Genomic DNA, 21,834 nt, shown 5'->3' with positions numbered 1-21,834 from the left:
CACGGACCTCCATTTAGCTGTAGACGATCACCCCCCAACAGACCGTGCCCAGTCCAACGGGCAACGACATTCCAGTTTAGCACCGCTGATCGCTGAACGCAACCCCTCGAGAGCCTGGCATCATGTCTTCCCGCTGGCAACGCACCATCCTGCCGTTTTCGATCCAGTGCCGCGAGTGCCCCCTTACCGACCGATCCGCGGCGCGGACGGCACGATGCGGCGCCGCATCGCTCCAGGCGGAACCGTCACAATGCTCTCACACCTGGTGCTCGCTGCCGAGAAAGATCGCCACTCCTGCGCATCCGGTGTCTCCCCACCATACCGTTGAGAGCAGCCCGCGACGCCCACTCCCGGCTGCCCACTCGGGCATGAGGTAGCCGCACTCTCCACGATTCCCTACACTTTCCAAGGAGGGAGGATGCCGATGGGGGAGACATTACCGACACCACGCACCCTACGGACCGTTCCGCTCCATTTGGAGGACATGGCTTACCAGGGCGCGGCGATCGGGCGCGAAGACGGTCGAATCGTCTTCGCCGAGTACGGGATTCCTGGCGAAGACGTACTCGTCGCGATCGAGAAGGACCGCAAGGACCACTCGCTCGGGCGCGTCATCGAGGTGCGGACCGCTTCACCGGAGCGGGTCGATCCTCCCTGCCCATACTTCGGTATCTGTGGCGGATGCCAGTGGCAGCACATCCGTTACGAATACCAACTCGTGCTCAAGCAGGCCGTCGTGCGCCAGCAGTTGCGCCGCATCGGCAAGTTCGACGATCCGCCTGTCTTGCCCACTGTCCCCTCGCCGCAGCCGTACGGTTATCGAAACCACGCTCGCTTCTCGGTCGATGGCAAGGGGAACCTCGGGTACATCTCGCGCCCCGGCCATGGCTACCGCTTCCTCCGCATCGATCGCTGCCTCATCATGCATCCAGCGATCAACGAGGTCCTGAGGCGCCTCCAGGAACGAGCACACGTCAAGCACCAGCTCATGGTCCGATACGGAGTCAATACTGGCGAGCTTTTGGTGCATCCGGACGTCAGCGCGATCGATCCGACGATTCCCTCCGGCCAACCCGCTTACCACGAAAGTCTGCTCGGGCATCGCTTCCGGATTTCGGCCTCGTCCTTTTTCCAGACCAACACTGCGGTCGCCGAGCGCCTCATCCAGCTCGTCTTGGAACGGATCGCTCCGACGGGGAACGAGGTCGTCGTCGATGCCTATGCGGGTGTCGGCACCTTCGCCGCTTTTCTCGCCCCACGCGTCGCGCGAGTGATCGGGATCGAGGAGTCTCCCTCGGCCGTCAGCGATGCGCAAGTCAACCTCGATCCCTTCGACAACGTCGAGTACGTGCAAGCCAAGGTCGAGCACGTGCTCGGCAAGTTGGCCGTTCGGCCGGATGTCGTCATCCTCGATCCTCCGCGTGTCGGTTGCGCGCCGGAGGCGCTCACCGGTGTCCTGATGCTGCGACCACCTCGACTCATCTACGTCTCGTGCGACCCGGCAACGCTCGCACGGGACCTGAGGAAGCTCGTCGACGGCGGTTACCGACTACTCGATGTCACACCGCTCGACATGTTCCCACAGACCTACCACATCGAGTCGGTCGCGACACTGGAGCTGGCCGAGGGAACGCCGTGACGCTGGTCCTCGCCTCGGCCTCGCCGCGCCGGCGTGCGCTCTTGGCCGTACTCGGCATCCCCTTCGTCGTCGATCCCGCGGCGATCGACGAGCCGCTCCCGGAACGGCACTCCCATCCGGAGCGTATCGCCCGCGCATTGGCACGTCACAAGGCCACGGTCGTCGCCGCCCGGCGGCCGGGCGACTGGGTACTGGCAGCTGACACGGTCGTCGTCTTTCGTGGCCGGCTACTTGGTAAGCCGGAGAGCGCGGAGGAAGCACATGCCATGTTGCGCCTCCTGCGTGGGCGCTGGCACCGAGTTATCACTGCTGTCGCGCTCGCTCGTGGTCGTCGCCGTTGGGTCGATCACACCACGACCTGGGTCCTCATGCGCCAGTACAGCGACGAGGACATCACGGCCAGCATCGCCCGCGGTGAGCCGTTCGACAAAGCGGGAGGCTACGCAATTCAGGATCCCGACCTACGCCCAGTCGAGAGCTGGCGCGGCTGCTATTGCAACGTAGTCGGTCTCTCCATCTGGCTGACCTGGCGACTCCTCCAGCAAGCCGGTTTTCCAGTCTCCACACCAGACGAGCGTACTCTCCCGCCGGTCTGCCAGCAGTGTCCTCTCGCACCAGCAGAAGTCACCTCGCGCACAGCCAACAGGGAGTAGCATGGATGCCTGCGGGAACGAGGCGACTGAGGCGGCCAGCGGTGTGATGGTCGCACCACGAGGCAGCGAAGACGCCAACGGGTAAATGCCGGATCCTGCAGTCCGCCGCCTGGTCACGAGCGTCGGTAAGCCCGCGTTCAGGCGAGGGAACGGTCTCATCGCACGCTCCGGTGAGATCGAGGAGGCCCGTCTACCAGCAATCGGGCGCCGCCACAGCAGCGGGGTTGACCAGCGTCTGGTCACGCACTATACTTGACACTCGAGTGTCGAGAGCATGGCGTACGAACGCGACTGACTGGAAGAGGCGTGCACGGCAGCGGTAGCCCACAACCTCGGATCGAGCGAGCGAGCGGGCCTCTGGATTCAGCCCGAATCCAGAGGCCTTTTTTATGGGGTTCTGCGCTGGTGCTGCGGGGCGGTCGTCTCGTCGATCCCAGTCAAGGGATCGACGGCGAGGCAGACCTCCTCGTCGCAGATGGGCAGGTTCGAGCGGTCGGCGGACGAGTTCCGGAACCTTCTGGAGCGACCGTGATCGATGCCGCTGGACTCGTGGTCGCGCCTGGTTTCGTCGATGTGCACGCCCATCTGCGGGATCCCGGCTTTCCAGAAAAAGAGACGCTGGAAACGGGCAGTGTCGCGGCCGCGGCCGGTGGCTTCACGACCATTTGTTGCATGCCGAACACGATGCCGCCGCTCGATACACCGGAACGGATCCGCGAACTGGTCGAGCGAGCGCGCAGTCTCCCCGTACGCATCTTCCCGATCGGCACCATTTCGCGCGGCCGTCGTGGGGAGGAACTGGCCGACCTCGTCGGCATGGCTGAAGCCGGAGCGATCGGCTTTTCCGATGACGGTGACAGCACGCGGAGTGCTCGTGTCATGCGCCAGGCTCTCCAGCTCAGCCGGCTACTCGGGCGACCGATCATGGTGCACTGCGAGGACCCAACGTTGTCAGCGGGCGGCGTGATGCACGAGGGGGGAGTGTCGCAGCAGCTCGGCCTCCCTGGGATTCCAGCTGCTGCCGAGGAAATCGTCCTGGCTCGCGATCTCGAACTTGCTCGCCTGACCGGCGGCTGGCTCCATGTGCTCCACCTGACCACCGCTCGAGGACTGATGCTGGTGCGGCGAGCCAAGCGCGAGGGGAACCGTGTCACCGTTGAGGTAACGCCGCATCACCTGCTCATGACTGACGAGTGGGTCGCAGGTATTCGTCGCTTCGCCGGGGAGATGAAACCGTTTCCTGCCGGCCCCTGCCCCGATCCCAATGCGAAGGTCAACCCACCCCTGCGGCCGGAAGCGGATGCCCTGGCCCTGCGCGCCGGGTTACGCGATGGGACGATCGATCTCATCGCCACCGACCATGCGCCGCATCATGAGCAGGACAAGCCGCCGGTTCTCGAGCGAGCCGCGTTCGGGATGATCGGATTGGAACTCGCCCTCCCCTTACTCCTACGGCTGGTGCGCACCGGAGCACTCACGGTGAGCGAACTGGTCGAGTTCCTCTCCTGTCGTCCCGCCACGCTGTTCGGCCTGCCAGGAGGGACCCTGAGGCCGGGTTCCCCGGCCGATGTCGTCGTCTTCGATCCTGAGGAACCCTGGCAGGTTACGCGCGCGACATTGCGCTCGCGCAGTGCCAACACACCGCTCCTCGGACTGACCCTGCGTGGGCGCGTCCGACTCACGATCGTTGGAGGGAAGGTAGCCTATGTCGATACAGCGTTCGCGGATCGGTGCACTCGTTCTGGAAGACGGGCGGATCTTTCCGGGTACTCCCTTCGGAGCACGCCGCCCGGCTGAGGGCGAAGCGGTCTTCACCACTGTCATGACTGGTTATCAAGAGGTGGTCACTGACCCCTCTTTTTATGGGCAACTCGTCTGCATGACATACCCACTCATCGGTAATTACGGTGTCTGTGACGAGGACGAACAATCCCGACGCCCGTGGGCCGCCGGGCTGATCGTCCGCGAGTACTGCGACCGTCCGAGTCACTGGAAGGCGCGCGAGACGCTCGCCAGTTATCTGGAGCGATGGGGCATACCAGGGCTGGCTCATGTCGATACGCGCGCTTTGACGCGCCACCTGCGCACGCACGGAACCATGCGTGCGATCCTCGTTCCCGACCGCACGGGCCTGACCGACGCCGAACTCGTTGCCTGGGCGCAGCGAGCCTGGACGCCCGATCGAGAAGATGTCGTCCCAGCCGTTCGCGGCGAGCCAGCGACCTTCGGGCCAGCGGATGCACCGCACATCGTCCTCATCGACTGCGGCGTCAAGCGCAACATCATCGCCTCCCTCCTCCGCCGCGCTGTACGCCTCACCGTCCTTCCCTATGGGGTCGATGCAGCGACCGTCCTCGCGCTGGAGCCGGACGGGATCGTCGTCTCACCTGGCCCCGGTGACCCGACCCGAGCCACCGATGCCATCGAAACGGTCCGCGTTCTGGCCACCTCGGGGATACCGTTCTTCGGTATCTGCCTGGGTCATCAGCTCCTGGCCCTCGCAGCCGGCGCTCGAACGATCAAGTTGACCTTCGGCCACCGTGGCGGCAACCACCCGGTCAAGGAGATCCCCACCGGCCGGGTGCGTATAACGTCACAGAATCACGGCTACTGCGTGGCCCACGACAGCATACCCGAGCAGGATGGCTGGCAAGTGTGGATGATCAATGTGAACGATGGAACAGTCGAAGGGCTCCGGCATCGCTCGCTTCCTGTCCTGACTGTCCAGTTTCATCCCGAGGGATCACCCGGACCACAAGATAGCCAAGATCTCTTCGACGCTTTCGTCGAACTCGTCCAGCAGCGGTGGCGAGCACGCACAGCGCGGCCGATCGTGCTCGCTGGGGAAGGGGCATGAGGATGGCACGGCAGCCGTTGGTTTCCAGCGTCCTCGTCATCGGATCGGGTCCGATCGTCATCGGGCAGGCCGCGGAGTTCGACTACTCGGGAAGTCAAGCGTTGCGGGCTCTCCGCGAGGAAGGAATCCGCACCATCATCGTCAACTCCAATCCCGCGACGATCATGACCGATGAAGACATGGCGGATGCCGTCTACATCGAACCGCTCACGGTCGAGGTGCTCGAACGCATCATCGCCCGCGAGCGGCCGGAAGGCTTGCTGGCGACGCTCGGCGGTCAAACCGGACTCAACCTGGCGGTCGCGCTGGCCGAGGCAGGCGTTCTCGATCGCTACGGCGTGCGCTTGCTCGGGACGCCGCTGGAGGCGATCCGTCGGGCGGAAGACCGTCAACTATTCAAGGAACTGCTGCTCGAAATCGGTGAGCCAGTGCTGGAAAGCCTCACTGCCTACAGCGTCGAAGACGCGCTCCGCTTCGCAGAGGAAGTCCCGCCACCTTTGATCGTCCGTCCAGCCTTCACGCTCGGCGGAACCGGGGGTGGCATCGCTTTCAGCGAAGACGAACTCGTCACCCTCGTCCAACGCGGGATCGCGGCCAGCCCGATCGGCCAAGTGCTGGTCGAGCGCAGCCTGCTCGGTTGGAAAGAGATCGAGTACGAGGTCATGCGGGATGCCAACGATACCTGCATTACCATCTGCAACATAGAAAACCTCGACCCGATGGGCGTGCATACCGGCGACAGCATCGTCGTCGCCCCCTCGCAGACATTGAGCGACCGCGATTATCAGATGTTGCGGAGTGCCGCACTCAAGATCATCCGAGCCTTGGGTATCGTCGGCGGCTGCAACATCCAGTTCGCACTCGACCCTCGCTCCGATCAGTACTATGTGATCGAAGTCAATCCCCGCGTCAGTCGGAGCTCGGCACTGGCCTCCAAAGCGACCGGGTATCCGATCGCCCGCATCGCAGCCAAGCTCGCGATCGGACGGACCCTGGACGAAATCCCTAATCCCGTCACCGGAAAGACGATGGCGTCCTTCGAGCCAGCACTCGACTACTGTGTCGTCAAAATTCCGCGCTGGCCCTTCGACAAATTCCGGCACGGCGACCGGAGACTCGGCTCCCAGATGAAAGCGACCGGCGAGGTCATGGCGATCGATCGATGCTTCGAGGCTGCACTGCAGAAAGCGGTACGTGGGCTGGAGACCGATCAGACCGACCTCACCTGGGAAGATTCTCGCTGGCAGGATCCATCCGCTTTGGAGCAGGCACTCCGGATACCCACCGATCAGCGCCTCTGGGCAGTTGCCGCAGCGCTGCGGCGCGGTTGGACACCGGAACACGTCAGCGCGTTGAGCGGGATCGACACCTGGTTCGTCCGGGCCATCCAACGTCTCGTCGAGATGGAACAGCGGCTCGCGAGTGAACCACTCACGGCGGAACTTCTCTGGGAAGCCAAGCGTCTCGGCTTCGCTGATCGAACGATCGCTGCCCTCCGGACGACGACGGAGCAGGAGATCCGCGCTCAGCGTCTCGCGCTCGGCCTCGCTCCTGTTTACAAGCTCGTCGATACCTGCGCGGCCGAGTTCGCAGCCGAGACCCCGTACTTCTACGCCACGTACGAAGACGAAAACGAAGCACCCCCGCTCGACTCTCCCAAGGCTGTCGTCATCGGCGCAGGACCGATCCGCATCGGTCAGGGTATCGAGTTCGATTACTGTAGCGTCAAGGCTGCGCAGGCGCTCCACCGTGCCGGCGTAGCTGCGATCATGCTCAACAACAACCCCGAGACCGTTTCGACCGACTTCGACGCATCCGATCGCCTCTATGTGACACCGTTGGACGCCGAGTCGGTCCTCGACGTCCTCCGGCATGAGGCGAGCAGCCAGTACGACCAGCTGCCACCGGTGATCGTCCAGTTCGGAGGACAAACCGCTATCAACTTGGCGGCCGACCTGGCAGCAGCTGGGGTACCGATTCTCGGCACCGATCAGGACGCGATCGATCTGGCCGAAGATCGGCGCCGCTTCGAACGCTTCCTCCACGAGTTAGGCATTCCTCAACCGCCGGGCGCAGGCGTCACGACACTGGAGGAGGCACTGGAGACTGCCGAGCGTATCGGTTATCCCGTGCTGGTGCGTCCCTCGTACGTCCTGGGTGGTCGAGCGATGGAAGTCGTGTATCGTCGAGAGCACCTCGAGCAGTATCTGGCCACCTCTGGAGCCTTCGCGAGCGGTCGGCCTGTTCTCATCGACAAGTATCTAGACGGAATCGAGCTGGAAGTGGATGCACTCTGCGACGGGCACGAAGTGCTCGTACCAGGCATCATGCAGCACATCGAGCGGGCAGGCGTCCACTCAGGAGACAGCTTCGCGGTCTACCCCGCAGTCGAATTGCCATCCGTCCACGTGGACACGCTCGTGCGGTACACGACCGAGATCGCGCTGGCCCTCGCTGCCCGCGGTCTCATCAACATCCAATTCGTTCTCCATCAGGGAGTGGTTTACGTCCTCGAGGTCAATCCGCGAGCGTCGCGCACGGTCCCCTTCCTGAGCAAAGTCACCGGGGTGCCGATGGTCGACGTCGCCACCCAGATTCTGCTCGGGCGCTCACTCGGCGATCAGGGATACCGTGGTGGGCTGTGGCCGCGCCAGCCGCTCGTCGCGGTCAAGGCGCCGGTCTTCTCCATGGCCAAGCTCCAGGGCGTGGACGTGCAGCTGGGGCCGGAGATGAAGTCGACCGGCGAAGCGATGGGGATCGACCGCACGTTCGAAGCTGCGCTGGCCAAGGCGTTCCTCGCCGCTGGCCTTGCGATCGAACGGGGTGCCCCGGTCCTGTTGAGCCTGGCCGATAACGACAAGTCCGCCGGTGTGGAACTCGCCCGCGGCCTTCTAGCCCTCGGTCACCCGCTCGTCGCGACAGAGGGAACCGCTCGCTATCTCCGGGCGCATGGCGTACCGGTCGAACTCACAGTCGCGCACATCGGGCATGGGCACCCGGACGTGCTGGAGGTGATCCTCGAGCGAAAGGTGCGCGGGGTGATCAATACCCCGGGTCGCGACGAGGGGACGATCCAGGACGGCTTCTTGATTCGCCGGGCTGCCGTGGAGCGCGGCATTCCGTGCCTCACGAGTCTGGATACGGCCCGTGCACTCGTGCGAGCTCTGCTCGGCGGCGGCACGAGCTTTTCCGTCCAACCGCTCCCCGCCTACCGGACGCGCGAAGCTGTCCTCGCCTGAGGGGGGATCATGCGCCGGTGGCTCGCGGGGCTGCTTCTGGTTCCACTCGCGCTCGAGTTCCTGCACGCGCCGCCGCTCCCAGCCCTCTTGGCTTCGGCCGCGGTGCTCGTCCCGCTCGCTGCTCTGCTCGGTCGAGCAACGGAGGAAGCAGCGGCGCACACCGGCCCGCTGGTCGGGGGACTACTCGATTCGACGCTCGGCAAGGCTGCCGAGCTGATCATCGCGTTGGCGGCCTTGCGGGCGGACCTTCACGAGTTGGTGAAGGCCTCGCTTGCTGGTTCCATCCTCCTGCTCATACTCGGAGCCTGTCTTCTCGTCGGCGGACTCCGTCATGGTCTCCAGCAATTCGATGCCCAGCTTGCCGGAATCAGCGCGCCGATGATGATGCTCGCCGTCGTGCTTCTGCTCGCCCCCGGGCTTTTCACCTTGGGACCGACCCCCGTGCAGGGTGAGGCGGTCGAGTGGATGAGCGTCGGCCTCGCCCTCGTCGTCGCCGGGCTTTACGCCCTCTCTTTGCTCGCCACTCTGCGCCTTCCAGGGACGGTTACCGAGCATGAGCACACTGCATGGCCACTGCGGCGAGCAGCCCTCGTCCTCGCCGGTGCAACGATCGGCCTCCTGTTCATGAGCGAGGTTCTCGTCGGCGCAGTCGAGCCGGTCGTCGCAGCGACTGGCATCTTCGCGTTCTTCGGCGGAGTCGTGCTGGTACTGCTCGTCGAAAGTGTTGCGGAGCATTTCGTCGCGGTGCAGGTGGCGCATCGGAACCGCATGGACTCCAGTCTGGGAATCGGCTATGGATCGACCTTGCAAATCGCGCTCGCCGTGATGTCCATTCTCGTTTTCGCTCGTCTCGTGCCGAGCCGGCCGCTATCGCTCGTCTTCGATGTCTCTGAACTCGTCGCCCTGCTCGGCGCAGCGCTGGTGTCGACACTCATCGCGCTCGCACTGGCTGGAAGGAGTGATCCTGCCTGCGGTTTACGCTGGCCTGGCCGTGGGCTGTTCCTTCTTGCCATGCTCGCTGCTCTTCGAGTACCGGGCCAGGGCACCGTCTGCGTGTCTGACCCGTATCGGTCGGCACGTGTGTCGACTCGGGTTCCCGACACGTCTTCGTACCGGGAGCTCCCGGTTTCTCATTCGCGCCTCGAGCTTGGAGCGCGCACCGGTTGGACGAGTATAGGTGAAGCGGATCGACCCTTCGGCGCAGCATGGGCGAGCAGCCAGTCGATTGTCCGAGCCGCCAGGCACCATCGGAGGAGGGAGCGATGGTCGAGGTTCTCGCCGACGAGCAGACTGCCCAGACACTCCTGCGAGACTTGCACGACGTCGGCGCACTGTTGACAGGGCATTTTCTCCTCGCCTCCGGCCGTCACAGTGATCGCTATATCGAAAAGTTCGCTCTGCTCCGCTGGCCGCGCCGCGTGGAAGAGATGTGTCGCGAGCTCCTCGCGCGGCTACCGTGGCGAGGAATCGACGCCGTCGTGGGACCGACGACCGGTGGCATCCTTCTGGCCTTCGAGTGCGCCCGGCAACTCGGCATCCAGGCAGCGTACGCGGAACGCGAGCACGAGGGGAGCAGCCGGCGAGTGATTCGGCGCGGAACCCGTTTCTCACCCGGCACGCGCGTCCTCGTCGTGGACGATGTGTTGACCACCGGTGGCTCGCTCCGCGAAACGCTGCGCGCGGTGGGCGAGCATCCAGTCGAGATCGTTGGGGTTGCCGTCCTCATCGATCGATCGACCGAGTCGATCGATCTGGGAGTGCCGCCCGTCGCGCTGCTCCGGCTGGACATCGCGAACTGGCCACCGGACCGATGCCCCTTGTGTCAGCAGGGTCTCCCGCTGGTCAAACCAGGGACGACCGCGCTGCCGGGGCATGCCTCATCATGAACGAGCGGCGGCCTCGACTTCGATGCCCGACTCGCGCAGCATGCGCAGGAGGTCTTCTTCCCCCAGGATCGGTACACCGAGCTGCTGTGCTCGCACGTATTTGCTACCGGGATCAGCGCCCGCGAAGACGTAGTCGGTCTTGCGCGAGACACTGTCGGTCACGTGGGCGCCGGCACGCCGCAGCAACTCCTCCGCCTGACTGCGCGTCAGCGTCTCCAACCGTCCGGTCAGCACGACCGTCTTACCCGCCAACGGCCCCTGAACGGTAGCCACCGCAGCCGCTTCTTCCTCGGCCATGCGCACCCCGAGACGGCGGAACCGCTCGATCATCTCCCGATTCTTGGGCTCCCGGAAGAACTCGAAGACTGATTGGGCGACGGCCGGACCGAATCCCGGAATCTGCAGAAGCTCGTCGATCGTGGCCTCCATGAGCCGGTCGATCGAGCGGAAATGGTCGGCGAGAAGTTGCGCATTGCGCTCCCCCACGTGACGGATCCCCAAGGCGAACAGGAAGCGCGCGAAGGGACGGTTCTTGCTCGCTTCGATGGCTTTTCGAAGATTTTCCACCTTCTTGGGGCCAAAACCTTCCAGCTGGAGGACACGTGCCCAGTCGATTTCGTAGAGATCAGGCAGCGAGCGGATGATTCCGAGGTCGACGAAGAGATCCGAGATCTTCTCACCGAGGCCCTCGATGTCCATCGCATTGCGCGAGGCGAAATGGCGCACCGAGGCTTTCAGGCGAGCCGGACAATTCGGATTGGGGCAGTAGCGATCGACCTCTCCTTCTAGCCGAATGGTATGAGCACCGCACACTGGGCACTGGCGCGGAATGTCGACCGGTCGCTCGTCGCCATCGCGCCGCTGCGGGATCGTGGCGACGACCTTGGGAATCACGTCACCTCGGCGTTGCACTACGACCGCATCACCGATGAGCAGACCGAGTCGCCTGATCTCCTCCTCGTTGTGCAACGTTGCTCGCTCGACAATGACTCCACCGATTTCGACCGGTTCGAGCACTGCCACCGGAGTGAGCTTCCCCGTCCGGCCGACGCTCCAGATCACGTCCCGGACGATGGTCGTCTTCTCATGAGCCGGGAACTTGTACGCAGTGGCCCCGCGCGGCTCGCGTCCAACGACGCCGAGCGCCTGATAGAGCGCCCGGTCATTGACCTTGATCACCACTCCGTCGGCTTCGAACTCGAGCGCGTCACGACGCTCCTGCCAACGATGGCACTCAGCGATCACCTCGTCGACCGAACGGCAGAGCCGATAATCGGGAACGACCGGAATCTGCAGCTGGCGGAGGAATTCCAACGTAGCCAGATGCGTCGCGGGCGGCTCGGTTCCCTCCCAAAGGCCGATATCCCACGCTGCGAAACGAAGCGGTCGCGAAGCAGTCACGCTAGGGTCGAGCTGGCGCAGCGAGCCAGCAGCCGCATTGCGGGGATTGGCGAAGAGCGGGAGTCCCTGCTCCCCGCGCTCGCGGTTCAGCCTTTCGAAGTCCCGCACGTTCATGTAGACCTCGCCGCGCACCTCCAGGACAGGTGGAACGATAACCCCCTCGGGGGGATACAGGCGGAGCGGGATCATGCGGATCGTCCGCACGTTGTTCGTCACGTCTTCTCCCGTGTACCCGTCTCCACGCGTCGCACCGCGCACCAGTACGCCATCTCGGTAGAGCAAGGAGACTGCGAGACCATCGACCTTGGGCTCGGTCACGAACTCGACATCCTGCCGACCGCTCAGCCGGTACACTCGCTCCGCCCATGCCCGGATTTCCCCATCGGAGAAGACGTTGCCGAGCGAGAGCATGGGGATTTCGTGCTGGACTGTGGCGAACCCTTCGGCTGGCGGTGCACCTACCCGCTGGGTCGGCGAATCCGGAGTCACCAGTTCCGGGTACTGTTCTTCCCAGCGCCGAAGTTCGAGCATCAGCGCATCGTACTCGGCATCGCTTACGGTCGGAGCATTGAGCACATAATACTCGTAGTTGTAGCGCTGGATGAGCCGCCGCAGCTCTTCGACCCGGGCACGAACCTCCGGCGGGACACGATCCGCCTGCAGCGCTGGTTGCTCCGCCATCCTGTTCCTCCCTCGCTATTGACTCGCGTCTGGCGTTCCATCGCGCTGGCGAGTATACGCCAGCGCCCTCTCCGTGCAGCAGCTGGTCGGCAGGATGAGCCGTCGACCGTGGGTCGGGTACCATACCAGGGGTGCGGGACGAGGAGTGCGGGATGAGCGACCAGCCCGTGGAGCCAGCCTACGATCGTCTCCGCAGTCGAGCTCGGCAGCTCTTGTTGGCGCGAGGAGGGATCGCCAGCGAAGAGCAGCTGATCGAGGGGCTCTTTGGCTCGCTCGGCAACCGCCGGCTGTGGGCACCATTCCTGGCTCAATTGCTGGAGACCGACGCGGAGATCGTCCGTCGACCGGATGGGACCTGGGCACTCCGACGTCGCCCGCTGGTACCCAGCAGGGGGTGGCCTCGCTCGTTCGTCGCGCTCGATGTCGAAACCACCGGTCTCCGCCCAGCACGGCACCGCATCATCGAGATCGGCGCAGTGCGTTACGAGGACGGCTGCTGCGTCGAGCGCTTCTCGGTCCTCGTCAACCCCCATCGGCGCTTGCCGGTCTACATCGTCCGTCTGACCGGGATCCGGGACGAGGATCTGCTGACGGCACCGTCGTTCGTCGATGTGGCCGCCGCATTTCGTGTCTTTTTGGGCGAGAGCACGGTCATCGGCTACAACGTGGGGTTCGACCTCGATTTTCTGAACGCCGAACTCCGGCGCATCGGTCAGGGACCGCTCCCCAATCCCGCACTCGACGTCTTGCCGCTCGCCCGGGCACTTCTCACCGCAAACGGCCGCTACGACCTCGACGCGATCTGTCGATCCATCGGTCTCGCTCGGGGCACCCGTCACCGTGCGCTACCGGATGCCGAAGCGACTGCCGTCCTCTATCTCCACCTCGTCGAGCGAGCCGAGCAGGTCGGATACCGCTCGCCGAGCGACCTCCAGCCAGCTGCCACGCGGCGAACGATCGTCGTCGAGCCGGTCGCCCGGGGGCGCGCAGTCCTGGACCAGCGCCTGCTGGCCGACACACCCGAACTTCCGGGGGTGTATCTCATGCGCGATGCGCTGGGACGTGTCCTGTATGTCGGCAAGGCGCGCAATCTCAGACAGCGAGTTCGCTCCTACTTCAGTCAACCACTGGGATACACCCGCAAGATGGACGGCTTGCTCGAATCGGTGGCCGAGATCGAGACGGTCGTTACCGGCTCGGAGTTAGAAGCACTGCTTTTGGAGAGTCAATTCGTCCAGCGGTACAAGCCGCCGTACAATACGCAACTCCGCAATCACGAGGCATACCCCTACGTGAAGGTCGAGCTCGGTCGCCCCTGGCCGCGCCTGATGCTGGCTCGTCAGCGTGACGATGACGACGCCGTGTACGTCGGGCCTTTTCGGAGCACGGCTGCTGCCCGCTCGGTCGTCGAGTTGCTCCACCAACTCCTCCCTTTGCGCACCTGCCACCGATCGTTCCGGGATGCCCGTTCCTATGGGCGCCCGTGCTTGCAACTGACGCTGGGACGCTGTATCGGCCCATGCACCGGATGCGTGACGCCTGACGAGTACCGAGCGCTCGTCGACTGCGCGCTGCGTTATCTCAGCGGCGAGACGAGCGTCGTCGTCGAACGTGCTCAACAGCTTCTCGCTGACGCGGTGGAGCGACTCGACTTCGAACGAGCAGCGCGCTTGCGCGATCTCCTGCGGCGCAGCGAGGAACTCGTGTTCAGTCATCGATTGGTCCGCCAGACGATCAGCGGACGACCGTGCGTCATCGTCACTCCCTGTCCTGAGACCGGCGATCGCGCCTTTCTCCTCATCGTTGCCGGACGACTCTGGGCGCGTGTCGTGGCCGATCCGCGCGAGCACGATGCAGCCGTGGCCGCCCGATTGGGAGCGGCCTGGGAACGCGCCCAACAGGCCGCTCCCTGGACGCTCGACCAGGACTCGCTCGATGCCGCAGTGATCATCGCGCGCTGGCTGTCCGAGCACGCGGAGGACCCGACCGTCTTCTTCCTCGAGCATCCGGTGGACTGGCTCGCACTGGTGCGGAACGGTCGATCGCTGCCCGCGTCGGCTTTCGCTGTCCATGCCCCGGTGGATGACGAGAACGGGACGACGAAACGAACGAGAGGAGCAGACAGTGAGCGAGGAACGCAGTGCGAGGGAACTCCTGGAAAGCATCGCCGAGCGCGTCCGTCACTGCACGCGCTGCGATCTATGGCGGACCCGCACTCAGGCGGTGCCAGGTGAGGGGGATCCGCATGCTGAGGTGATGTTCATCGGGGAGGCACCGGGGTACCACGAAGATCGACAGGGTCGCCCGTTCGTCGGAGCAGCAGGACAATTCTTGAACGAGCTTCTCGGGCGAGCCGGACTACGACGCGAACAAGTCTATATCACGAACGTCGTCAAGTGCCGACCACCCGGGAACCGGGATCCGCTCCCGGACGAAATCGCTGCGTGTGCTCCCTACCTCGACGAGCAGATCGCGGTGATTCGTCCGAGCGTCATCGTGACGCTCGGGCGCTATTCGATGGCACGCTGGTTCCCCAACGAAAAGATCTCCCGTATCCATGGAAAGCCGCGCCGGTTCGGGGACGTTGTCGTGGTGCCGATGTATCACCCCGCAGCTGCCTTGCACCAGCCCGCGCTCAAGGAGCTCGTCGAAAAGGATTTCGATGCACTGCGCGAGATCATCGCCCAGGCCCGAGCTGAAGCAGCGCGCACAGTAGAGGCGCAGCAAAGCGAGGAAAAGGCACAGCAGATGCGCTTGTTCTGACCCCCTGCTATACTCCGTACGGACACGCGAACGAACGCAGGGGGACACGATGGCGCGGAAGCGAGCAAAAGAACGGAGAACCAGAGGGGAGACAGCACCGCTCGCCGCCGGTTCCCAAAGACGCCGCCTGCGCGCGATCGTCACCCGGCTGGCACAGGTGGCAGCACTCGTTCCGCGCCGCCTGCCGCGTGACCTCGCTGGGCTGTTTCTCGCCACGGTCGGCGTGCTCCTGACCCTGGCGCTTTTCGGCCACGAGCGCGAGACTGGGCTTGCCGGCTGGTTCGCCCAGACCTGCCGGCAACTCTTCGGCCGCGGTGCGATCGTGGTGCCGCTCGCCTGCTGGTGGGGTGCCCTCGAACTCGTTGCCTCCCGCTCGCGAGCCGGCACGGTCCGCCGGGCCGTGGGGCTCGCACTGTATGGTTCCGCAGCCGTCGCCCTGCTCGACGCTCGCCCGGCTGACCAGGTCGAGGAGGCTGGAGGTTACATCGGTGCCGGCGTGGCAGCACTCCTCCGGCTCATCGGGGGTGACCTCGGTCTTGGGCTCCTCGCTCTGGCCCTCGGCCTGGCCGGCTCGACGCTCGTCGCTGGTATCGAGCTCGGCACGCTCGCGCGAACGATCCTCACGGCGGCGCGACGAACCGGGCAGATCGTCCGGCGGAGATCGTCCGCTCGCGCGGTCGACCTCCCCGCGTCTCCAGCGCCAGCGGAGTCCGGCCGCTCGGACGAGACCGTCCAGCGCGAAACGACGCGACCGGTCATCGCGACACGCCACACACCAGCGAGCCGTTCGCGTGGGCGCCGAACGCCCGTTTCCCCTCAGCAGCGTGTCCAAGAGCGCCCGTCCGGTGAGCCGGAACCGGTCGCAGCGAACGCGGCCACGCCGGCTGCTGCAGGGGATCAGGTGCTTCCCGAGATCAGCCGCTTGCAGCGGTACGAGGCGAGCTTGCCCGATGCGGAAGAACTGGAGCGCAAGGCCGCGATCATCCAGGAGACGCTGGCAAACTTCCGAGTAGACGCTCGTGTCCGCGAAATCTATCCCGGTCCTGCCGTGACGTTGTTCACCCTGGAACCCGGTCCCGGCGTCAAGGTGCGGCGCATCACCGAGCTTCAGAACGATCTGGCATTAGCGCTGGCTGCGCCAGCGATCCGGATCGAGGCACCGGTTCCCGGTATGGCACGCGTGGGCATCGAGGTCCCGAATAGCGCGATTTCCACGGTAGGCCTGCGTGAGGTACTGGAATCGGCGACCTTCCAGCGCTCTCGAGCACGCCTCCCGCTGGCTCTCGGGCGGGACGTGCACGGCGAGTATGTCGTCGCTGACCTGACTCGCATGCCGCATCTCCTCATCGCTGGCGCGACCGGATCCGGCAAATCGGTGTGCATCAACGGCATCATCGCCACCTTTCTGCTCACGCGCCGGCCGGACGAACTCCAGATGCTGTTGATCGATCCGAAGAAGGTCGAACTCGCTGGTTACGATGGAGTGCCGCACCTCAAGCGCCCAGTCGTGACCGATATGGGACTCGTCGTCGGTGCGCTGCGACGCGTCCTGCAGGAAATGGAGCGACGCTACGAGCTTTTCGCCCAACTGGGAGTGCGCAATCTCGAAGGTTATCGCCTGCGACGCGAGGAAGACCCATCGCTCGAGCCCTTGCCCTATCTCGTCGTCATCATCGATGAGCTGGCTGATCTCATGCTGACGACACCGGACGAGGTCGAGACACTCCTGGTGCGACTGGCCCAGATGGCTCGTGCCACTGGGATTCACCTCCTGATCGCGACACAGCGGCCCTCAGTCGACGTCCTCACCGGGCTGATCAAGGCCAATGTGCCGGCGCGGATCGCCTTCGCTGTCACCTCGCAGACCGATAGCCGGGTGATCCTCGATATGCCCGGGGCCGAACGCTTGCTCGGGCGCGGCGACATGCTCTATCTTCCGCCCGACGCGGCACGTCCCTTGCGCGTACAAGGTTCGTTCATCGACGACCGCGACTTGGAATACGTCGTCGAGCACTGGCGGCAACTCTATCCGGTCCCACAATACGACCCGAGTTGGCTCGATCTCGAGGAAACGATTCAGGAGACGAGTCGAGGCGAGGACCCCTTGCTCGAACAGGCCCGCCAACTCGTTCGCCAACTCGGGACAGCCTCGACGTCGCTCCTCCAGCGACGACTGCGGATCGGCTACAACCGGGCAGCACGCCTGATGGAGCAATTGGAAGCTGAAGGAATAGTCGGCCCGGCTGAGGGAGCGCGCGGCCGCGTTGTCTATCTCGGTGACGAGTGATGGGGACGAGTGGAACCGGCCCTTCTGGTATACTCAAACCAGTGAACGCGCGTTTTGCCTGACGGCGACCGAGGTGACAGTGCGCGCACGTGGGCCAGCCGAGCCGATCGCTCGGTTGATCGAGGAATTCGCGAAGCTTCCTGGAATCGGTCCTAAGACCGCATCACGGCTGGCGTACCATCTGTTGCGGTGTTCGCGGGAAGACGCGCTCGCCCTGGCTCAGGCGATCATCGAGGTGAAAGAGCGAGTGCAGCTCTGCTCGCGGTGCTTCAATTTGACCGATGTCGATCCCTGCCCGATCTGCGCTGATCCGTCGCGCGATCAGCGGACGATCTGCGTCGTCGAGGACCCGCTCGATGTCCTCGCCCTGGAGCGAACTGGTGCCTACCACGGCGTTTACCATGTTCTGCACGGGGTCATTTCACCCGTCGACGGCATCGGGCCCGAACGCTTGCGGATCCGCGAGCTCGTGCATCGGGTCCAGCAAGAGCAGCCGAACGAGGTCATCTTGGCCTTGAACCCGAACATCGAGGGCGATGCGACCGCCATGTACATTGCACGCCAGCTCATTCCGCTCGGCGTCACGGTGACCCGGCCAGCCAGCGGCTTACCGGTGGGTGGCGACCTGGAGTACGCCGACGAGATCACGTTGGGTCGCGCGCTCGCTGGACGACGCGCGCTCTGAAGCTCTGAAGCGCGCGGAGGAGGTCCTGGCGTGTTCTGGTGGCGAGCCAACAACGCACCGATGATCGCCGATGACTCGCCCGATCAGCCGGCAGCTGCATTGCGCGGTGATTTGGTCGCACTGCCAGCTGCTTTTCATCTCTCGCCCATTCGGGGACTGCTCGGCAGTGCGTTCGGCGCAGCAACCGGCCGGTTCGTCCACGAGCGCGGACAGCGAGCCTACGCGCAAGTCATCGCAGAACCCGGACGCGATCATTGGTTCATCGCTCGCCTGGTCGTCTCGAGGGCAGAAGAGGGACAGCGCTTGCTGGATCGTCTGGCCCGGGAGGCTGGTCTACGCGGGGTCATCCGCCTGCACACCTTGATTCCGGAGCACCCGGACCTCATCGCCTGGTGGCAGCGAGCCGGTTTCACACCGTTCCGGCGGATACACCTGCTCGCCGGCCAGCGGGAGCAACTCGCACTGCCGAGTCAGTCGCTGACCATTCGTCACCAGCAAGCGCTCGATGCATGGGAGGTTCAGCGCCTGTACGAGCGCGTCACCCCACGACCAGTTCAGTTCGCCGAGGCACGCACCCGGGCGGCCTGGCACGTGGGGCAGCGAGCCGGCTGGCGTATCCGTGGCTACTTGCTCACAGCTGACGGTGAGACACGAGCCTACTGCCGCGTTCGCTCGCGCGCTGGTTGGCACATCGTGGAACTGGTCGCGGAAGACCAGGCCGCCAGCGAGGCTATCGCGATCGTGGGAGCAGCGCTCGCTTGCTGCGCGCGCCCGCGCGATCAGGTGCTGCTCCTGCTTCCCGATGAGGCAGGAGCCACACGCGCACGCTTCGAGCAGGCGGGACTCACGCTGCTCGAGACACGGCTTTGGGTCGCACGCTATACGATCCGACGCATCCGCGCCGGATTTCCCATCGCCGAGCATGCCCGGCTGGCTGGACTCGCTGAGGCACCACGCGTGCTCTACCACCACGAGCGACCGAAGGTCGCCGTGCTGGAACGCGCGACACGATCATGAAACGAAGAGGAGGACGACGACGCGCACCGTGACGAAGCCTGTTACCATTCTTCCGGCAATGCCGGAACAGACGATCACCGATAATCTCGAGGATCTGCTGGCAGTCTTGCCACCCGATATCGTCGAGGCACTCCGGGAGTACAACAGCCCAGAGGACCGGGCCAAGCTGCTCGAAATCGTTCTCGACCTGGGGCGGCGCCCCGAGGCACGGTTCGAGGACCGCGAGGTGTATCTGGCGGATCGCGAGATCACGCGCGAGGACATCGCCTACGTCGCGTCGCGGATCGGTCGCTTCGGGGATGATAACCGAGCAGGTATCGAGCGCACGCTGCACCGCATTTCCGCGATTCGCTCGCGATCCGGTGAGATCGTCGGCCTGACGTGCCGCATCGGTCGAGCAGTTTATGGAACGGTCGCCATCATCCGTGACTTGATCGAGTCGGGCGAAAGCATCTTGCTCTTGGGTCGGCCCGGTGTCGGCAAGACGACCATGTTGCGCGAAACAGCGCGGGTGCTGGCTGACGACCTGCGCAAGCGGGTGATCGTCGTGGATACGAGCAACGAGATCGCGGGTGACGGCGATATCCCTCACCCAGCGATCGGTCGCGCTCGCCGGATGCAGGTACCGACGCCCAGCCTTCAGCACGCGGTGATGATCGAAGCGGTCGAGAACCACATGCCGGAGGTCATCGTCATCGACGAGATCGGTACCGAACTCGAGGCTGCCGCCGCACGCACGATCGCCGAGCGTGGCGTGCAGCTCATCGGAACCGCACACGGGAACACGCTGGAAAACATCATGATGAATCCGACCCTCTCGGATCTCATCGGCGGAATCCAGTCGGTCACGTTGAGCGACGAGGAAGCTCGCCGGCGGGGCACCCAGAAGTCGATCCTGGAACGCAAGGCACCACCGACCTTCGGCGTTTTGGTCGAGATTCAGTCGCGTAACCGCGTCGCCGTGCACCGCGACGTCGCGGCCGCGGTCGATGCCATCCTGCGCGGCCAGCCGCTCCGCGTCGAGATCCGCGAGAGAAACCCGGACGGAACGGTCTCCATCTGGTACGAGGAGCTGCACGGACAAGATCAACGTGCCGAGCGTTCCATGCTCCCCTCCGGACCGCGACGAACCTACCAGCGGATTCCCGGTACGCCGGCCCCGACTCGACCAGCGACTCCTTCCGGGACGATCGTAGCCGTCGCTCCACCGAGCGAGCCGATCAGGCGGACTATGCGACTCTTTCCCTTCGGCGTGAGTCGGAACCGGCTGGAGGACGTGATTCGCCAATTGATGCTTCCGGTCGAGCTCGTCCGCTCGCCCCGTGAGGCAGATGCTGTCGTGACGCTGAAGAACTACTTCCGCAAGCGACCGCAGGTACTCCGCGAGGCCGAACAACGTGGCATCCCGGTATACGTCCTGCGGAGCAACACGGCGCAGCAGATGGCCAACCTGTTCCGCTCGCTGTTCCCCGAGCGATTCGCGGGCGAGCAGGAACCGGAATCAGCTGCTGACGACGGCGACGAGAACGCAGCGCACGATCGCATCCTGGCTGCGATGGAGGAAGCAGAAGCTGCCGCGCACCAGGTGCTCCAGGGGACGCGCAGCCGGATCGAGTTGCGTCCGCAGGAAGCCTGGATTCGACGCCTCCAGCATCAGCTCGCCGAGCGGTACAACCTGGCATCCCGCAGCCGCGGGCGAGAGCCCTTCCGCCGGGTCGAAATCTACCGCGAGGACGAGAGCTGGTGAGTTGGTTCATCACCTTCGAGGGACCGGAAGGAGCAGGCAAGACGACACAATGCGCTCTTTTGGCTGCCCGGCTCCGCGAAGCTGGTTATTCCCTTCTCGTCACGCGAGAACCGGGTGGTACACCGCTCGGCGAAACCATCCGCGAGTGGCTTCTGGCTGGCGAGGCACTTCGCCCGGAAACGGAAGCCCTGCTCTTCACCGCTGCCCGGGCTGAGCACGTGTGGGATCGGATCCGGCCCGCCCTGGAACGCGGCACCATCGTCCTGTGTGACCGTTATGTCGATTCCACGTTGGCCTATCAGGGAGCTGGGCGCGGTCTGGACGAAGGATGGCTCCGCGAGTTGCATCGGATCGCAACGGGCGACTTGTGGCCCGATCTGACGATCCTGCTGGATGTTCCAGTGGAAGTCGGCCTGGCTCGCCGCCGGGCTGCCGCCGCGACGATCACGCGGCTCGATCAGGAAGAACTCGCCTTCCACCGACGGGTCCGCGCTTGGTACCATGCCGCTGCACAGCGCGACCCCCAGCGCTGGCGTGTCGTCGATGCGACATTGCCGCCTGAGGTTGTCGCCGACGCCGTCTGGGCAACCGTGACGGAAGTCATGAAACGGGGAAGACGTTCACCATGACGGCCCCCTCGAAGCTCGTGATCGCCGTCGTCCAGGCACGCGATGCCGACAGGCTGCTCGATGCGCTCCAGCACGAGGGATTCCGCGCGACCCGGATTAGCAGTACGGGAGGGTTCCTGCGCGAGCAGAACGTCACGCTGCTGATGGGCGTCGAAGCCCACCGGATCGGGGAGGTCTTGCGCCTGATCAAGGCCCATTGCTACACGCGCACCCAGTACGTCAACCCCTTGTTCCCGATCGTGGAATCGGGCGAGTTCTTCGTTCCGCAGCCGATCGAGGTCGAGGTCGGCGGCGCCAACGTCTTCGTCGTTCCGATCGAGCGTTTCGAGCGCCTGCCCTGAAGCGAGGGG

Annotated in this window: 16 protein-coding genes; 15 read left to right on the top strand and 1 reads right to left on the bottom strand. The window is 64.7% G+C overall.

What is annotated here, in order from left to right; genetic code table 11:
* The first annotated feature begins 418 nt into the window (after window positions 1-418).
* The 7 genes from rlmD (at window position 419) to pyrE (ending at window position 10,274) form a co-directional block, all read left to right on the top strand.
* Window positions 419-1,639 carry a 23S rRNA (uracil(1939)-C(5))-methyltransferase RlmD gene (rlmD, locus tag TRD_RS01045; protein WP_012641629.1) on the top strand — a complete coding sequence of 407 codons (1,221 nt, stop codon included), beginning with the start codon at window positions 419-421 and terminating at the stop codon, window positions 1,637-1,639.
* The gene (locus tag TRD_RS01040; protein WP_012641628.1) at window positions 1,636-2,292 is read left to right on the top strand and encodes a Maf family protein; all 657 of its coding nucleotides are present in this window, start codon (window positions 1,636-1,638) and stop codon (window positions 2,290-2,292) included. Before rlmD ends, TRD_RS01040 begins: the two co-directional genes overlap by 4 nt.
* 405 nt (window positions 2,293-2,697) lie before the next feature.
* Window positions 2,698-4,089: a dihydroorotase gene (locus TRD_RS01035; RefSeq protein WP_012641627.1), complete on the top strand. Its 1,392-nt coding sequence runs from the start codon at window positions 2,698-2,700 to the stop codon at window positions 4,087-4,089.
* Window positions 3,998-5,149: a glutamine-hydrolyzing carbamoyl-phosphate synthase small subunit gene (gene carA / locus TRD_RS01030; protein ID WP_012641626.1), complete on the top strand. Its 1,152-nt coding sequence runs from the start codon at window positions 3,998-4,000 to the stop codon at window positions 5,147-5,149. The genes TRD_RS01035 and carA overlap by 92 nt, the downstream gene beginning before the upstream one ends.
* A 2-nt stretch (window positions 5,150-5,151) precedes the next feature.
* Entirely contained in the window at window positions 5,152-8,388 is a 3,237-nt protein-coding gene (gene carB, locus TRD_RS01025) for a carbamoyl-phosphate synthase large subunit (RefSeq protein WP_012641625.1), read from the top strand.
* Between the two features lie 9 nt (window positions 8,389-8,397).
* On the top strand, window positions 8,398-9,726 hold the full coding sequence (locus tag TRD_RS01020) for a calcium:cation antiporter (protein ID WP_012641624.1): 1,329 nt from the start codon (window positions 8,398-8,400) through the stop codon (window positions 9,724-9,726).
* Window positions 9,651-10,274 carry an orotate phosphoribosyltransferase gene (pyrE, locus tag TRD_RS01015; protein WP_081433362.1) on the top strand — a complete coding sequence of 208 codons (624 nt, stop codon included), beginning with the start codon at window positions 9,651-9,653 and terminating at the stop codon, window positions 10,272-10,274. The genes TRD_RS01020 and pyrE overlap by 76 nt, the downstream gene beginning before the upstream one ends.
* On the opposite strand, the gene ligA is transcribed toward pyrE, so the two are convergent.
* Window positions 10,269-12,356: an NAD-dependent DNA ligase LigA gene (ligA, locus tag TRD_RS01010; protein WP_012641622.1), complete on the bottom strand. Its 2,088-nt coding sequence runs from the start codon at window positions 12,354-12,356 to the stop codon at window positions 10,269-10,271. The genes pyrE and ligA overlap by 6 nt on opposite strands.
* Window positions 12,357-12,508: 152 nt before the next feature.
* Between ligA and TRD_RS14030 the strand changes: the two genes are divergently transcribed.
* The 8 genes from TRD_RS14030 (at window position 12,509) to TRD_RS00970 (ending at window position 21,825) form a co-directional block, all read left to right on the top strand.
* A complete protein-coding gene (locus TRD_RS14030; protein ID WP_012641620.1) occupies window positions 12,509-14,590 on the top strand; it encodes an exonuclease domain-containing protein in 2,082 nt (693 codons plus the stop codon).
* Window positions 14,481-15,119, top strand: a complete 639-nt coding sequence (locus TRD_RS01000; protein WP_041435876.1) for a uracil-DNA glycosylase — start codon at window positions 14,481-14,483, stop codon at window positions 15,117-15,119. The genes TRD_RS14030 and TRD_RS01000 overlap by 110 nt, the downstream gene beginning before the upstream one ends.
* A 49-nt stretch (window positions 15,120-15,168) precedes the next feature.
* The gene (locus TRD_RS00995; RefSeq protein ID WP_012641618.1) at window positions 15,169-17,406 is read left to right on the top strand and encodes an FtsK/SpoIIIE family DNA translocase; all 2,238 of its coding nucleotides are present in this window, start codon (window positions 15,169-15,171) and stop codon (window positions 17,404-17,406) included.
* Window positions 17,407-17,479: 73 nt separating this feature from the next.
* Window positions 17,480-18,091: a recombination mediator RecR gene (gene recR, locus TRD_RS00990; protein WP_041436201.1), complete on the top strand. Its 612-nt coding sequence runs from the start codon at window positions 17,480-17,482 to the stop codon at window positions 18,089-18,091.
* Window positions 18,092-18,121: 30 nt separating this feature from the next.
* A complete protein-coding gene (locus tag TRD_RS00985) occupies window positions 18,122-19,108 on the top strand; it encodes an N-acetyltransferase (RefSeq protein WP_012641616.1) in 987 nt (328 codons plus the stop codon).
* A gap of 58 nt (window positions 19,109-19,166) precedes the next feature.
* Window positions 19,167-20,855 (top strand): R3H domain-containing nucleic acid-binding protein, encoded by a 1,689-nt coding sequence (locus TRD_RS00980; protein ID WP_012641615.1) that lies wholly within the window; start codon window positions 19,167-19,169, stop codon window positions 20,853-20,855.
* A complete protein-coding gene (gene tmk, locus TRD_RS00975) occupies window positions 20,852-21,484 on the top strand; it encodes a dTMP kinase (RefSeq protein WP_012641614.1) in 633 nt (210 codons plus the stop codon). The genes TRD_RS00980 and tmk overlap by 4 nt, the downstream gene beginning before the upstream one ends.
* The gene (locus tag TRD_RS00970) at window positions 21,481-21,825 is read left to right on the top strand and encodes a cyclic-di-AMP receptor (protein WP_012641613.1); all 345 of its coding nucleotides are present in this window, start codon (window positions 21,481-21,483) and stop codon (window positions 21,823-21,825) included. Before tmk ends, TRD_RS00970 begins: the two co-directional genes overlap by 4 nt.
* Window positions 21,826-21,834: the final 9 nt, after the last annotated feature.

Source organism: Thermomicrobium roseum DSM 5159 (assembly GCF_000021685.1).
Lineage (GTDB): Bacteria > Chloroflexota > Chloroflexia > Thermomicrobiales > Thermomicrobiaceae > Thermomicrobium > Thermomicrobium roseum.
This window is presented reverse-complemented; position numbering and strand designations above follow the sequence as displayed.

What these genes read in the sequence shown, in the direction of transcription:
- rlmD (WP_012641629.1), top strand. Translation starts at nt 419, where the DNA reads ATGCCGATGGGGGAGACATTACCGACACCACGCACCCTACGGACCGTT.
- carA (WP_012641626.1), top strand. Translation starts at nt 3,998, where the DNA reads ATGTCGATACAGCGTTCGCGGATCGGTGCACTCGTTCTGGAAGACGGG.
- carB (WP_012641625.1), top strand. Translation starts at nt 5,152, where the DNA reads ATGGCACGGCAGCCGTTGGTTTCCAGCGTCCTCGTCATCGGATCGGGT.
- TRD_RS01020 (WP_012641624.1), top strand. Translation starts at nt 8,398, where the DNA reads ATGCGCCGGTGGCTCGCGGGGCTGCTTCTGGTTCCACTCGCGCTCGAG.
- pyrE (WP_081433362.1), top strand. Translation starts at nt 9,651, where the DNA reads ATGGTCGAGGTTCTCGCCGACGAGCAGACTGCCCAGACACTCCTGCGA.
- ligA (WP_012641622.1), bottom strand. Translation starts at nt 12,356, where the DNA reads ATGGCGGAGCAACCAGCGCTGCAGGCGGATCGTGTCCCGCCGGAGGTT.
- TRD_RS14030 (WP_012641620.1), top strand. Translation starts at nt 12,509, where the DNA reads ATGAGCGACCAGCCCGTGGAGCCAGCCTACGATCGTCTCCGCAGTCGA.
- TRD_RS00995 (WP_012641618.1), top strand. Translation starts at nt 15,169, where the DNA reads ATGGCGCGGAAGCGAGCAAAAGAACGGAGAACCAGAGGGGAGACAGCA.
- TRD_RS00980 (WP_012641615.1), top strand. Translation starts at nt 19,167, where the DNA reads ATGCCGGAACAGACGATCACCGATAATCTCGAGGATCTGCTGGCAGTC.
- TRD_RS00970 (WP_012641613.1), top strand. Translation starts at nt 21,481, where the DNA reads ATGACGGCCCCCTCGAAGCTCGTGATCGCCGTCGTCCAGGCACGCGAT.